11 protein-coding genes are annotated in these 14,274 nt (G+C 59.0%); 5 read left to right on the top strand and 6 right to left on the bottom strand.

Annotated features, from left to right (window positions below):
• Nucleotides 1-322 precede the first annotated feature (322 nt).
• From ccoM to K0F88_RS24475, 3 genes are all read right to left on the bottom strand, one after another.
• Nucleotides 323-436 carry a cytochrome c oxidase subunit CcoM gene (gene ccoM, locus K0F88_RS32835; protein ID WP_010462558.1) on the bottom strand — a complete coding sequence of 38 codons (114 nt, stop codon included), beginning with the start codon at nt 434-436 and terminating at the stop codon, nt 323-325.
• A gap of 144 nt (nt 437-580) precedes the next feature.
• Nucleotides 581-742 (bottom strand): hypothetical protein, encoded by a 162-nt coding sequence (locus K0F88_RS24480; protein WP_219096873.1) that lies wholly within the window; start codon nt 740-742, stop codon nt 581-583.
• A gap of 72 nt (nt 743-814) precedes the next feature.
• Entirely contained in the window at nt 815-1,156 is a 342-nt protein-coding gene (locus K0F88_RS24475; RefSeq protein ID WP_219096872.1) for an aspartate-semialdehyde dehydrogenase, read from the bottom strand.
• A gap of 219 nt (nt 1,157-1,375) precedes the next feature.
• Between K0F88_RS24475 and rapA the strand changes: the two genes are divergently transcribed.
• The gene (gene rapA, locus K0F88_RS24470; protein ID WP_219096871.1) at nt 1,376-4,222 is read left to right on the top strand and encodes an RNA polymerase-associated protein RapA; all 2,847 of its coding nucleotides are present in this window, start codon (nt 1,376-1,378) and stop codon (nt 4,220-4,222) included.
• 182 nt (nt 4,223-4,404) lie between these two features.
• Here the strand turns inward: rapA and K0F88_RS24465 are convergent, their stop codons facing one another.
• Entirely contained in the window at nt 4,405-5,754 is a 1,350-nt protein-coding gene (locus K0F88_RS24465; protein WP_219096870.1) for an MFS transporter, read from the bottom strand.
• 360 nt (nt 5,755-6,114) lie between these two features.
• Between K0F88_RS24465 and K0F88_RS24460 the strand changes: the two genes are divergently transcribed.
• Both K0F88_RS24460 and K0F88_RS24455 read left to right on the top strand, forming a co-directional pair.
• A complete protein-coding gene (locus K0F88_RS24460) occupies nt 6,115-6,480 on the top strand; it encodes a YkgJ family cysteine cluster protein (RefSeq protein ID WP_094468770.1) in 366 nt (121 codons plus the stop codon).
• A gap of 131 nt (nt 6,481-6,611) precedes the next feature.
• Nucleotides 6,612-8,894, top strand: coding sequence for a bifunctional diguanylate cyclase/phosphodiesterase (locus K0F88_RS24455; protein ID WP_219096869.1), 2,283 nt, complete (start codon nt 6,612-6,614; stop codon nt 8,892-8,894).
• On the opposite strand, the gene K0F88_RS24450 is transcribed toward K0F88_RS24455, so the two are convergent.
• Nucleotides 8,785-9,681: an NAD(P)-dependent oxidoreductase gene (locus K0F88_RS24450; protein ID WP_176457686.1), complete on the bottom strand. Its 897-nt coding sequence runs from the start codon at nt 9,679-9,681 to the stop codon at nt 8,785-8,787. The two genes, K0F88_RS24455 and K0F88_RS24450, sit on opposite strands and share 110 nt — an antisense overlap.
• Nucleotides 9,682-9,879: 198 nt before the next feature.
• Between K0F88_RS24450 and K0F88_RS24445 the strand changes: the two genes are divergently transcribed.
• Nucleotides 9,880-12,075: a hypothetical protein gene (locus K0F88_RS24445; protein WP_219096868.1), complete on the top strand. Its 2,196-nt coding sequence runs from the start codon at nt 9,880-9,882 to the stop codon at nt 12,073-12,075.
• A gap of 303 nt (nt 12,076-12,378) precedes the next feature.
• On the opposite strand, the gene K0F88_RS24440 is transcribed toward K0F88_RS24445, so the two are convergent.
• Nucleotides 12,379-12,684 (bottom strand): DUF2288 domain-containing protein, encoded by a 306-nt coding sequence (locus K0F88_RS24440; protein WP_219096867.1) that lies wholly within the window; start codon nt 12,682-12,684, stop codon nt 12,379-12,381.
• Nucleotides 12,685-13,034: 350 nt separating this feature from the next.
• Here K0F88_RS24440 and K0F88_RS24435 point away from each other — a divergent pair, with 350 nt between their 5' ends.
• Nucleotides 13,035-14,162, top strand: coding sequence for a branched-chain amino acid ABC transporter substrate-binding protein (locus K0F88_RS24435; protein ID WP_219096866.1), 1,128 nt, complete (start codon nt 13,035-13,037; stop codon nt 14,160-14,162).
• The last annotated feature ends 112 nt before the right edge of the window (nt 14,163-14,274 follow it).

The following is a 14,274-nucleotide window of genomic DNA, read 5'->3' as shown; positions in this document are numbered from 1 at the left end:
TCGAAGCGAAGCCGACCGGAGGCGATGCCCCCAGATGAATGCCGGAGCGAAGGAACGCCGAGCCCAGGCGAGGGGCCGGACGCCGGGGCGAGACCTTTTGGTTCCTTTTGGGGCGTTTGCCAAAAGGGACTCGCTGTAAGAGCGAAACCATAAGCGGCCGTTACCGCAGGAATGGATATGTACACCACGCAGAGACAGGTCGGCTATCAGGCCGCCTTCGCAAAAAGGCTCCAAAGAAGCCCCCATCCCCAAATCGCAGGCAAAAAAAAGGGCAACCGAAGTTGCCCAAAATGCCTTGCGTGCTCATTACATCCAGAAAGAACTACGGTTTACGCTTATGCGAATCCTTCCAGATAAAAAATCCGAACCCTGCGAAAAACAGAACCATGAGGCCGACTGTCAGCACCCCGGCGATCACCACGTTGTCGAAAAACATGACGGCTCTCCTGCACTTGCCCTGTTGCGATAGGGCTAAGTTAACCAATCAGGCAGAAGAGAAAATTGACCGGGATCAATGTCGCCCAAGACAGGGCGTAAAGGAGGGGAAATAACTGACCTGCATCAACCGATGCAGGGTGTTTCAACGCTTTTTCGGTTTGTTCTTCGGCTTCTTCTTGGCTTTACCCAGCGGCATCGCCTGCTCAAACGCCTGACGCACTTCATTCAGACGCTTTTCATTAAGGTCATGAACCCGCTTGGCGCGTTCGGAATTGAGATCAATCAGCTTGTCGTCTTGGTTCATGGTGCTCAGTACATCGTATGGCAGGGTTGTCACAATAATGCGGTCTCACGGCAGCGCTGACCAGCCACAACCTCAAATCTGGATATCGACCCACAACCCCTGGCGCGGCTGATCTTCCATCAACGGCGCCACCGGCACGGTATTGTCGGCATTGAGCTCATCACCGGGAATCGCCAGATGTTCCTCCGGGTCCTCATCGGCTTCACGACGACGCCGTTCCCGCTCCTGCTTGCGCCGCTGTTCCTCGCGCAGCTGAAAAGCCGCTTCTTCTGGATCGCGCTGCTGCAGGTCGATGGTGCTTTCGTTGGAGCTTTCCTGCACCGGCACCACAGGCGGAATATCCGGGCGCTGGCGGATCGGGTCCTGCTGTGACGTGATCGGCACGGCACTCAAGGGGAGCATCGGTGGCAGCATAATTATTTAGTCTCCTGTCAGCAGGCTGTCGGCTGCGGGGATGGCGACTTGAGCCATCGGTCGCAAACTGTGACCGGCTTGGCACCGATTGGTGCCCCGACCTGCAAGCATCGCGTCCCTGGGCTAACGTAAGAGTGCGAGTTTTTATGAGAGTCCTTTGGCCCTGAAGCCCTCATTCCGTTAAGATAGCCCGCTTTTTCAAGGTGGGAGTCAGGCAGCATGGCGCAGCAGTATCAACCGGGGCAACGCTGGATCAGTGACAGCGAAGCCGAGCTGGGTTTAGGCACCGTTCTGGCACAGGACGGCCGCTTGTTGACCGTGCTCTATCCGGCCACTGGCGAGACTCGCCAGTACGCGCTACGGAATGCGCCCCTCACCCGCGTGCGATTTTCGCCGGGCGACTCCATCACTCACTTCGAAGGCTGGAAACTGACCGTCCAGGAAGTCGACGACGTCGATGGTCTGCTGGTCTACCACGGCCTCAACGCGCAGAACGAAGTGGTCACCCTGCCGGAAACCCAACTGTCGAACTTCATTCAGTTCCGACTGGCCAGCGACCGATTGTTCGCCGGGCAGATCGACCCGCTGGCGTGGTTCTCCCTGCGCTACAACACCCTGGAACACACCAGCCGCCAGTTGCAGTCCGCACTTTGGGGCCTCGGTGGCGTGCGTGCGCAACCGATCGCGCACCAGTTGCACATCGCCCGTGAAGTCGCCGACCGCATTGCGCCGCGGGTTCTGCTGGCAGACGAAGTGGGCCTGGGTAAAACCATCGAAGCCGGCCTGATCATCCATCGCCAACTGCTCTCGGGCCGCGCCAACCGCGTGCTGATCCTGGTGCCGGAGAACCTGCAGCACCAGTGGCTGGTCGAGATGCGCCGCCGCTTCAACCTGCAAGTCGCGCTGTTCGACGAAGAACGTTTCATCGAAAGCGATGCCGCCAACCCGTTCGAAGACACCCAGCTCGCGCTGGTTGCACTCGAGTGGCTGGTGGACGACGAGAAGGCCCAGGACGCGCTGTTTGCGGCCGGCTGGGACATGATGGTCGTTGACGAAGCGCACCACCTGGTGTGGCACGAAGACAAGGCCAGCCCGGAATACTCGCTGGTTGAGCAACTGGCTGAAGTCATTCCCGGCGTGCTTCTGCTGACCGCCACCCCGGAACAACTCGGCCAGGACAGCCACTTTGCGCGTCTGCGCCTGCTCGACCCGAACCGTTTCCATGACCTGCACGCCTTCCGCGCCGAGAGCGAAAACTATCGCCCGGTGGCCGAAGCCGTCCAGGAGTTGCTGGACAAAGGGCGCCTGTCGCCGCAAGCACACAAGACCATTCACGGTTTCCTCGGCAACGAAGGCGAAGCGCTGCTGGCCGCCGTCAATGATGGCGACATCGAAGCCAGCGCCCGTCTGGTCCGCGAACTGCTCGACCGCCACGGCACCGGCCGCGTGCTGTTCCGCAACACCCGCGCCGCCGTACAGGGTTTCCCGGAGCGTAAACTGCATCCGTACCCACTGCCGTGCCCGGACGAATACCTCGAACTGCCACTGGGCGATCACGCCGAGCTGTACCCGGAAGTCAGCTTCCAGGCCCAACCGGACGCCAACGAAGAAGAACGCTGGTGGAAATTCGACCCGCGCGTCGAATGGCTGATTGATCAGCTGAAGATGCTCAAGCGCACCAAAGTGCTGGTGATCTGCGCCCACGCCGAAACCGCCATGGACCTGGAAGACGCCCTGCGCGTTCGCTCCGGGATTCCGGCCACGGTCTTCCACGAGGGCATGAACATCCTTGAGCGTGACCGCGCCGCTGCCTACTTCGCCGACGAAGAATTTGGCGCACAAGTGTTGATCTGCTCGGAAATCGGCAGTGAAGGTCGCAACTTCCAGTTCTCGCACCACTTGGTGCTGTTCGATCTGCCCGCGCACCCGGACCTGCTGGAGCAGCGTATCGGTCGTCTGGACCGGATCGGCCAGAAGCACATCATCGAACTGCACGTGCCATACCTGGAAACCAGCCCGCAAGAGCGTCTGTTCCAGTGGTACCACGAAGCACTGAACGCGTTCCTCAACACCTGCCCAACCGGCAACGCCCTACAGCATCAGTTCGGCCCACGCCTGCTGCCGCTGCTGGAAAATGCCGACGACGGCGAGTGGCAAGCGCTGATCGACGAAGCCCGCGCCGAGCGTGAGCGTCTGGAAGCCGAACTGCACACCGGCCGTGACCGCTTGCTGGAGCTCAATTCCGGCGGCGCAGGCGAAGGTGATGCGCTGGTCGAGGACATTCTCGAACAAGACGATCAGTTCGCCCTGCCGATCTACATGGAAACCCTGTTCGACGCCTTTGGCATCGACAGCGAAGACCATTCGGAAAACGCCCTGATCCTCAAGCCGAGCGAAAAAATGCTCGACGCCAGCTTCCCGCTGGGCGACGACGAAGGCGTGACCATCACTTACGACCGCAACCAGGCGCTGTCTCGCGAAGACATGCAGTTCATTACCTGGGAGCACCCGATGGTTCAGGGCGGCATGGACCTGGTCTTGTCCGGTTCCATGGGCAACACCGCCGTAGCGCTGATCAAGAACAAGGCGCTGAAACCGGGCACCGTGTTGCTGGAACTGCTCTACGTCAGCGAAGTGGTTGCGCCACGCTCGCTGCAACTGGGCCGTTACCTGCCGCCGGCCGCCCTGCGCTGCCTGCTCGATGCCAATGGCAACGACCTGTCGGCCCGGGTGTCGTTCGAAACCCTGAACGATCAACTGGAAAGCGTGCCCCGCGCCAGCGCCAACAAGTTCATCCAGGCTCAGCGCGATCAGCTGACGCCACGGATCAACGCCGGCGAAGAGAAAATCTTCCCGCGTCACGCCGAACGGGTTGCCGAAGCGCAACGTCGTCTGGCGGCCGACACCGACGAAGAACTGGCGCGCCTGACCGCACTGCAAGCGGTGAACCCGACCGTGCGTGACAGCGAGTTGGTTGCCCTGCGCAAACAGCGTGAGCAAGGTTTGGCCATGCTCGACAAGGCTGCGTTGCGACTGGAAGCGATTCGGGTGCTGGTGGCGGGTTAAGCCGCCCTGCTCCACCGCTGAAAACAAGAAGGCCCGCAGTGATGCGGGCCTTTTTTGTCTGGATGAATAGTGTGGTGCTGCTGACCCCATCGCGGGCAAGCCCGCTCCCACAGGGTCCGTGTCGAGCACAACATCCATGAACACCACTGAACCTGTGGGAGCGGGCTTGCCCGCGATAGCAATCAAGCAGCCGCCACGGAAACTCCTGGCTCGACAACAGCCACCAACCCTTCCTTCATCCGCTTTGCATCCCGAACAAAACACCGCGAAGCCAGGAACAAAAACACCATGGTGAAAAACAGCGCCACCGGGATCAAATACATCGCATCATGCAAGCCGACCGCCTTGAACGCCTCGGTCATTTGCTCGGCACCTGCCGCGGCCATCGCCGTGTGCGCGAAGTGGTCGGACAAACCGCCCACCACCACCGGCCCCAAACCACCGCCCAGCAAGTACAACCCGGCGAAGAACAGCGCCATCGCCGTGGCCCGCAAGCGCGGTTCAACCACGTCCTGAATCGCCGTGTAAACGCAGGTATAGAAGTTGTAAGCGAACAGCCAACCCACACTGAACACCGCCACGAACACCCCGATCTCGATCCGCCCGGCATGCAGTGCCCACGCCGTACACACCGTCGAGACGATCAGGCTGAACGCCGCAAACAACAGCCGCCCATTGGCCACTCGCTGGTGGATCTTGTCGGCGACCCAGCCACCGAGCGTCAACCCGAACAAACCGGTCACACCGACGATCACCCCGGTCGCCACCGCCGCTTCCTGCAACGGCATCAGAAAGTAACGCTGCAGCATCGGCACCAGAAACGAGTTGCAGGCATACGTAGCGAAGTTGAAGCACAACCCGGCCATGACCAGCCAAAGAAAGGTCGGTACCGCCAGAATTCGCCGGATCGGCTTGTCGACTTTCTCTTGCGAGACCTGCACGGTTTCCGCCGCGCCGCGCTTCGGCTCTTTGATGAAGAACATGAAGATCGCGAGTAACAGCCCCGGCACAGCGGCGATGAAAAACGGAGCACGCCAGCTGTCGAACGCCTTGACCATCGCGCCGATGGTGAAGAAGGCCAGCAGCAGCCCCAGTGGCAGGCCGAGCATGAAAATGCCCATGGCCCGCGCGCGACGGTGAGCCGGGAACAGGTCGCCGATCAGCGAATTGGCGGCCGGCGCGTAACTGGCTTCGCCGATGCCGACGCCCATGCGCACGATCAGGAACGCCCAGAAATTGCCCACCAGCCCATTAACCGCCGTCAGGCCGCTCCACGCCGCCAGGCCCCAACCCATCAGTTTGCTGCGCGAACCGGTATCGGCCATGCGCCCCAGGGGCAGGCCGGCAATGGCGTAGACGATGGTGAATGCAGTCCCGATGATCCCCAGTTGAAAGTCGCTGAGGTGCCATTCCATGCGGATCGGTTCGATGATGATGGCCGGGATGGTGCGATCGAAGAAGTTGAACAGATTGGCCAGGAACAGCAGGAACAGAATGCGCCAGGCATTCGCCGCTTGGGTCGAGTTCTGCATGGGGTCCGTCTCTTTTATTGTTATTGGGGCTTCGCTGTCCCCGGAACCTCCAATCTAGACAGGCCCGCCGGAGCTGTCTGTAATTATTCGTAATGCTGATATCAGCCCATGACACCAAACCCAAACCTGTGGCAGCTCGCCTGCTAGCGAAGAGGCCTGCACATTCAATACAGAGGGTGACTGATCCGCCGCTTTCGCGAGCAGGCTCGCTCCCACAAGGGATTTTGCAAGGCAAATATTTCTCGCCATTGGTCACATGAAAAAATACTTTTGCGCCCCCTTCCCAAGTCCAACGCGAAGCCTAGAATAGCGGCCTTGTCCACCCCACCGTGTCCCCCATCCCTCCTTTGATTATCGCCCATGTCCGAAGCCAGTCCGTGTCTGAATTGCGGTGCCTGCTGTTCTCATTTTCGCGTGTCTTTTTTCTGGGGTGAATGCACCTCGGCCGGGGGAACGGTGCCTGACGAGCTTGTCGCGCCCATCAGCCCCAGCCGGGTGGCCATGCTGGGCACGGACTGCAAACCCACTCGCTGCGTCGGGCTGGTCGGCGAAGTCGGCAGCACCGTGCAGTGCTCGATTTACGACCAACGTTCCAGCACCTGTCGGGAGTTCGATGCCTCCTGGGCCAACGGCGAGGCAAATGTGGATTGCGATGCGGCACGGGCAGCGTTCGGATTGCCGGCCCTGCAACCAGAATTCGATCTCCCTTATGAGCAGATCGCCTGATAACTGGCGGCAGTAATTGCAAAATGTTCGACAGCAATATGCCACTACCGTTTGCACTCTTTGTATGACCTCTATACTCCAACACATTCGCCAGGGTTCATGGTGTCGGCTGGATAAATACGGGGCGTCCGATGGAGTGGCCTGCTTTATATTTCACGACCCAACTGCCAGAGACCGGCCAGGTCATACTCAATTGCGCCCATAACCCCTTCCTGGTATTGCTGGCTTATGTGGTCGCCTGTGCGACCGGCTTCGCCACACTGGACATCACCGAACGGGTCGGCCATGCCGAAAAAGCCGCCTCCCAACGTCTCTGGCGCTGGGTCGGTGCCGGGTGCCTGGCGGGCGGTATCTGGGCCATGCACTTCATCAGCATGCTGGCGTTCCAGGCGCCGATCGAAATCAATTACCAGCTGCCCATCACCCTGATTTCACTGTTGTTTGCACTGACGGCCTCGTGGCTGGCGATGCACACCCTCAGCCATCGTCATGTGAGTTTCTGGCAAACCCTGCGGGCCGCAGTGTGGATCGGCCTGGGTATCGCGACCATGCACTACGTGGGCATGGCCGCCATGCAGTCGAATGCGACGGCTTATTACGACCCCGCCCTGTTCGCCCTCTCCGTCGTCATCGCGATTGGCGCCAGCCTGGCCGCCCTGGTGATTTCCCGTCACCTGCGCGAAGGCAGCGGCGTGGCTCATCAACTGCTCAAATACACCGCCAGCCTGGTGCTCGGGGCCGGCATCGTCAGCATGCATTTCACCGGCATGGCAGCGCTCAGCCTGGTGCTGCCCATCGATAGCGTCCAGCAGCTGCCCGGCGACAACAACCACCTGCAACTGGGATTGACGGTGGCGATGATGACGTTGCTGATCATCGGCAGCAGCATCAGCGCGGCACTGGCCGACAAGAAGCTGCAACACAAGGAATGCGATCTTCAGCGGGTCAACACCCTGCTCGGCCAACTGGATCAGGCACGCCTGTCGCTGCAACAGGTGGCGCACTACGACGCGCTGACCAACCTGATCAACCGCCGTGGGTTCAACCAGATTTTCGCCGAAAAACTGCTCGATACTGCCAACGAAGGCGGGATGCTGGCGGTGATGTTCCTCGACATCGACCACTTCAAGCGGATCAACGACAGCCTGGGCCATGACGCTGGCGATGAGTTGCTCAAAGTCCTGGCCAGCCACATCAAAGATTCGGTACGCAGCCACGACGATGTGGTGGCGCGCTTTGGCGGGGACGAGTTCTGCATCCTCATCGGCCTGCATGACCTTGAAGAAGCCCGGAACATGGCCCAGCGCATCATGCTGAAAATGAAAGACCCGATCGAGTTGGCCGGGCGCAGCATGGTCATGACCACCAGCATCGGCATCAGCGTTTTTCCGCAAGATGGGACGACCTGCGAGGAGCTGCTGAAAAATGCCGACCTGGCGCTGTACCAGTCCAAGGGCAGCGGGCGCAACGGGCTGCATTTTTTCAGTCCACACATGAAAACCCGTGCCACGCTGGAGCTGCAACTCGAGGAAGAACTGCGGTACGCCCTGCGCAACGACGCCGGTTTGATCCTTTATTACCAACCGATCTACGACCTGAAAAGCGGCCAGGTCACCAGACTCGAAGCGCTGATTCGCTGGCAACACCCGGTTCACGGGTTGCTGGCACCGGATCGGTTCATTGCCATTGCCGAGGCCAATGGTCTGATCAACGAACTGGACAACTGGGTGTTGCACAAGGCGTGCGAGGACCTTGGCGAGCTGTCCCGCCAGGGGCGCGAAGAACTCAAGATCGCCGTAAACTGCTCGCCGCTGAACCTCGCCCGCGAAGAGTTGGCCGATGAAATCGAAAACGCCCTGCGCATTGCCGGGGTGTCACCACAAAGGCTAGAACTCGAAGTCACCGAAAACGCGCTGATGGGCAACGTTGCCAACACCCTGGCGTTGCTGAAGCAGATCCGCTCTCTCGGAGTCTCGCTGTCGATCGACGACTTCGGCACCGGCTATTCATCCCTGGCCTACCTCAAGCGCCTGCCGCTGAACACGCTGAAAATCGACCGCTCGTTCATTCAGGACATCCCCAAGGCTACCCAGGACATGGAAATCGTCCACGCCATTATCATCATGGCCCACACCCTGCATTTACAGGTCGTCAGCGAGGGTGTCGAAACACTCGAGCAATATGACTTTCTCGAACGCCAGGGCTGCGACCTGGTTCAAGGCCACCTGCTCAGCCGTCCGGTGCCGCTGGCCGAACTGCCTGCGGTGCTGGCTGAAATCAATCAGCGCAAACATTCACGCAGTGTCAGTCCGCTGAGCCTGGCTTGCGGTACAACTGCACTAACGTCGACGGATCCTTTTCCAAAAAGCCCTGGCCCCCATGCAGGCGCATCAGTTGTGCGGCCAATCCGCTGATCGGCGTGGCTGAGCCCTGTTCGCGGGAGAATTTCACCGCGGTGTCGAGGTCTTTGAGCAGCGTGCGCACGTGCCACTTCACTGGCTCGAAACGACTCTCGGCCATTTGCGGGGCGAGGATCTGCAATGGCTTTGAATCGGCGAACCCTCCCGCCAGCGCCTCGGCGATCAGGCTGGCGTCGACCCCGGAGCGCTCGGCCAGTGCCACCACTTCAGCAATCACCAATGCATTGCAGGCAACGATCATCTGATTGCAGGCCTTGGTCACCTGCCCGGCGCCGACACCACCCATGTGAGTTACCCGTTGACCGAGGTTCAGCAGCACCGGCCTGATTCGCTCAAGGTCTGCCGCTTCGCCGCCGACCATAATCGCCAGGCTGCCGGCTTCGGCGCCGACGACCCCACCGGACACCGGCGCGTCCAGCCAACGCATGCCGCATTGGCCGACAAGCGCCGAGGCCATGTCCCGCGTCGCCGTAGGTTCCAGACTGGAAAAATCCACCAGCAACTGCCCACTTTTCGCCCCTTCGGCAATCCCTACCGGACCGAAAACCACCTCGCGCACCACCGCCGTGTCCGCCAGGCACAGCATCACCACATCGGCGTGCTGACCCAGTTCAGCCGCCGTTGCCACCTGCCGGGCGCCGGCCTCGATCAACGCTGCGCATTTGGCCGGATTGCGATTCCACACCGTCAGCGGATACCCCGCCGCCAACAAACGCCGGCACATGGGCAAGCCCATCAGGCCGATTCCGGCAAAACTCAACGAAGGTAGGGTTGACATCATTTAGCCTCCTTTTGATTAAAGATCGCCGAATATTGGCCGATTCATCATGACTAAGGAAAGGATTCCCCCGAGCGACGCTCAGGCTTTGTCCCTGACGCTTGGGCAAAATACGCGCTAAAAAAGTCGCGAGTTCCTATTCCGTGAAGGTTCGACGACACCGTCGTCGCCGAGCTAACCAGCCCAGGTACATGGCGCCCAATGACTTCTAAAAATAATCCGGCCACTACGGTTTCCGACCTGACACTGAGCCCCGCGGCGAACAGCCCCTCATCGTCGAAGCCATTGATCCCGTCACGTCCGCTGGCCAGTCAGCAATACCTGTATTTCACCGAAACCAACACTGACCGCATCCTCGATAACCTCGATGGCCTGCGTGACATGGTGTTCCCGCGCCCACCGCACCTGGAAGGCGACAACGAACAGCACAACGATCAGGAATTCCCCTCGGTGTGCCTGATCGGCCTGGGACGTTGCGGTTCCAACATCGCGCTCGACGTCGCGGAACTGGTGTACAACGCGCGCAAGTTCTACCTCAACGAATTCAACAACGAAGACCGCCTGTCGCCGGACAAACGTTACGCCGAAAAGGGTTACAGCCCGGCGCAGTGGATCCGCAACAACCTGCGCCTGGGGCCGAACAAGGCCACCAAACCGGTGTTCCTGGTCGAGCCGCTGGTGATGCTCGGCGACCTGGACAAAGACATCGCCGGTCGCATCCGCTTCTCGCGCAAGGGCGAAAAGAGCGGCTTCCTTCGCGACTACAGCAAAATGAAGATCATGGACTTGTCGGAAGTCCACGCCGGTGGCGCCGGTAACGCGCCGATCCTCGGTCAGTACCTGGCCAAGATCATCCTGAACAAGGACACCCAGCGTTTCTCCAGCCCTGACTGGAAAATGATTCACTCGTACCTGATCGACAGCTGCGGGATCAAGGCCAACCAGTCGCGCCTGTATTTCTCGATCTTCAGTGCCGGCGGCGGTACCGGTTCGGGCATGGCCTCGGAATTCGGCTTGGCCCAGCAGCACTCGTACATGAACAAAACGTTCGACACCAAGCCGATGGATGAACACGACGGCAAAAGCGGGCATTCCTTCGTTTTCGAGCCGATCTTCACCAGCGGCATCTGCGTGCTGCCGAACATTTCCGATCACCGCAGTGAAATGTCCGAGGCGCTGCACATCAACGCCGGTCGCCTGCTGTGTAAATACCTGTCGGAAGAGTGGGACTTCTCCTACAACTTCGCCAACGAAGACAGCAGCGAAGCCAGCGTCATGGGCCGGATCCGCCCATGGAACGCCATGATGCTGATCTCCAATGACATCATGCGGTATGCCGAAGAAAGCGATGACGGCAACATTCAGAACATCGACGTCAACGCGATGGAAAAGCACGCCAACCAATACATCTCGCAGCAGATCTTCAACATTCTGACGGCGCAGGCGGTCACGACTGACTACGACCAGAACTATTTCCGTCGCGCCGGCATCGACATCGGCGAAACCATTCGCCTCGACGCCAATGACCTGTTCATGAGCCTGGCCGGCCCGGTCGCGATTGCCTACGCCGAGTCCGTGGTGCCGGAAACCCCGCCACCGAGCAGCGACAAGTTCAAGGTATTCGAGAAAGAGCCACAGCGTCTGAACATCGACGACCTGTTCTTCCGCTCCATCGACCTGCCACACTTCAACAAAGTGACCCAGGCGATTGAAGGCATCAGCCTGTTGCCGATCGAGTCCAAGCGCTATCGGGCCTCGCTGGAGCAGTACAAGAATTCCGGTTACGACGCGGCCGCGTTGCACGACCTGCACTTCTTCAAGAACTGCTCGTCGGTGGTGTCGATTGTCTCGCTGCCGAAAGACTACAAGCTGTCCTACATGGACTTGAACCGGTTGAAGACCCACCTCAACAGCCTGTTCCCGAACACCACGCTCAAGCGTTATGCGCTGGTGATCGGTGCTTCGGCCAACTTGTCGCTGACCACCCTGATCGCCAAGAGCCCGTGCCTGTCGGACGATTTCCTGACACTGATCGTGGCTTTCATCAAACGCTGCTTCGCGAAGAACCCGTACCGCTTCGACGACACGCTGGATAACTCGATTCTCGACTTCATCATCAATGAAGACTTCGACGAAGACCTGATCGACGACTTGCTGAACGAGTTCGAGAACCCGGCGAAGATCCTCGACACCAACTGGTACGCGATCAAACCGATGTACGAAAAGAAGTACCGCGAGCTGATTAACGACAAGGACAAATTCGTCTCGATCAACGACATTCGCCTGTCGCGTGATTGCGTGAAGAAGGCGATCAAGTACCTGCGCGAGATCTACCGTCACCGGATTGGCAAGACCAAGGTTATTTCGTTGAATAACCATACCGGCAAGACCTTCTGATCTGCGTCGACCCCATCGAGGGTAAGCCCGCTCCCACAGGTTCAGTGGCGTTCATGAATTTTGTGCACGACACGGACACTGTGGGAGCGGGCTTGCCCGCGATGGCGGCATAAAATTCGCCACAAATTCCAACATTCAGAAACAATTAAGCAGCCCAATGGGTGCTCAATAAACTGTTCCCGTTACGTTTACGTCACCCTCGCCAAGACCCTTCTGTGGCCTTTCTCTACGGCAACATGCCATCACGCTACTCACCTACACACTTTTAGTCGCCTGCCAGGCGCACCAATAAAGTGCGGACAGTCAGCTCGTCGCCCTTTCCTGGATCAGAATCCACGGTGAAACCACCACAGCCCACAGCTGCGGGTCACGTTCGAAAAGATCCAGCGCCCGCGTTTCAGAGAGCTTGGCGACCTTGTCGGCAGCCAGCCAAGAAGCCACTTTCTCGCCTTCATCCGTTGCAACGGCTTCGGCCGCGGCGATCAAATCCAGGCCGGGGTCGACCCACAATAGGGCACCCTTGGCAAAGAAGGGCTCCAACTCTTTCCACGTAATAGATGCGGTTTCACCAAGCAGCTTGGCATAGAGGGTGCTAGGTTCTTGATTCATGGGCGCTGTCCGGAAAAGAAATCGACGCGAATGATAACGTCGGTGGTCTGGCAGAAAAACCCGGATGCAATTGAGTCACCGAATGAAAAGAGCAGGAAAGCCAGGGAATGCTGCTGAATCAAGCAATTAGCCAGCTAACATCCCGCCGCGATTCTGTCTTTTTCTTTCAATAAAGCGACACCCTCAGGGTTTGCCCCCCGGCGCCAGCTTCCCAGGCTAACAATTGGCGCTCTACACTGTACCGGTACAGTTGCCGGGGGCATTTTCCGGAGGATATCGAAGATATCTGACCCGGTTCTGCTGCTACGGCGCCAGGACTATAAAAACTACAACAGTAAGAGTGGAGCACTATGACTAAGGCTACTAAGCAGATTTCCAAACTGTTTGCCGCTATGGTTCTGGCCGGGGTTGCCAGCCATTCGTTCGCAGCTGACACCATCAAGATCGGCATCGCCGGCCCTAAAACCGGCCCTGTAGCCCAATACGGCGACATGCAGTTCAGTGGCGCCAAAATGGCCATCGAACAGATCAACGCCAAAGGCGGCGTAGACGGCAAGCAACTGGTCGCCGTTGAATACGATGACGCCTGTGATCCAAAACAAGCGGTAGCGGTCGCGAACAAAGTCGTCAACGACGGCGTCAAGTTCGTGGTCGGTCACCTGTGCTCCAGCTCCACTCAACCGGCTTCGGACATTTACGAAGACGAAGGCGTGATCATGATCACCCCGGCTGCCACCAGCCCGGACATCACCGCCCGTGGTTACAAAATGGTGTTCCGCACCATTGGTCTCGACAGCGCCCAAGGCCCTGCCGCCGGTAACTACATTGCCGACTTCGTAAAACCGAAAATCGTTGCTGTCCTGCACGACAAACAGCAATACGGTGAAGGCATCGCCACCGCCGTGAAGAAAACCCTGGAAGGCAAAGGCGTCAAGGTTGCCGTGTTCGAAGGCATCAACGCCGGCGACAAAGACTTCTCTTCGATGATCTCCAAGCTCAAGCAAGCCAACGTCGACTTCGTCTACTACGGCGGCTACCACCCAGAGCTGGGTCTGATCCTGCGTCAAGCACAGGAAAAAGGCCTGAAAGCCAAGTTCATGGGTCCGGAAGGCGTGGGTAACGACTCCATTTCGCAGATCGCCAAAGACGCTTCCGAAGGTCTGCTGGTAACCCTGCCGAAGTCCTTCGACCAGGATCCGGCCAACATCGCCCTGGCTGACGCGTTCAAAGCGAAGAAAGAAGACCCGAGCGGTCCGTTCGTGTTCCCGGCCTACTCGGCTGTGACCGTGATTGCCGACGGTATCAAGGCTGCCAAGTCCGAAGACACTGCCAAAGTGGCTGCTGCCATCCACGCAGGTACCTTCAAGACGCCTACCGGCGACCTGAGCTTCGACGACAAGGGCGACCTGAAAGACTTCAAATTTGTGGTTTACGAGTGGCACTTCGGCAAACCAAAAACTGAAGCCAAGCCTCAGTAAGGCGTTGCCTGACTGACTGCCAATAAAGCCCACGGCGTGCCGTGGGCTTTGTTTTACGAATGTATTGGGCCGCGCTGGCGTGATCCGCCAGTCTCCCCACCTGAAAATCTCA

The organism is Pseudomonas sp. UMAB-40 (assembly GCF_900095275.1).
Taxonomy (GTDB): Bacteria; Pseudomonadota; Gammaproteobacteria; order Pseudomonadales; family Pseudomonadaceae; genus Aquipseudomonas; species Aquipseudomonas mandelii_B.
The sequence above is the reverse complement of the archived record's forward strand: the minus strand, read 5'-3'. Positions and strand labels throughout refer to the sequence as shown.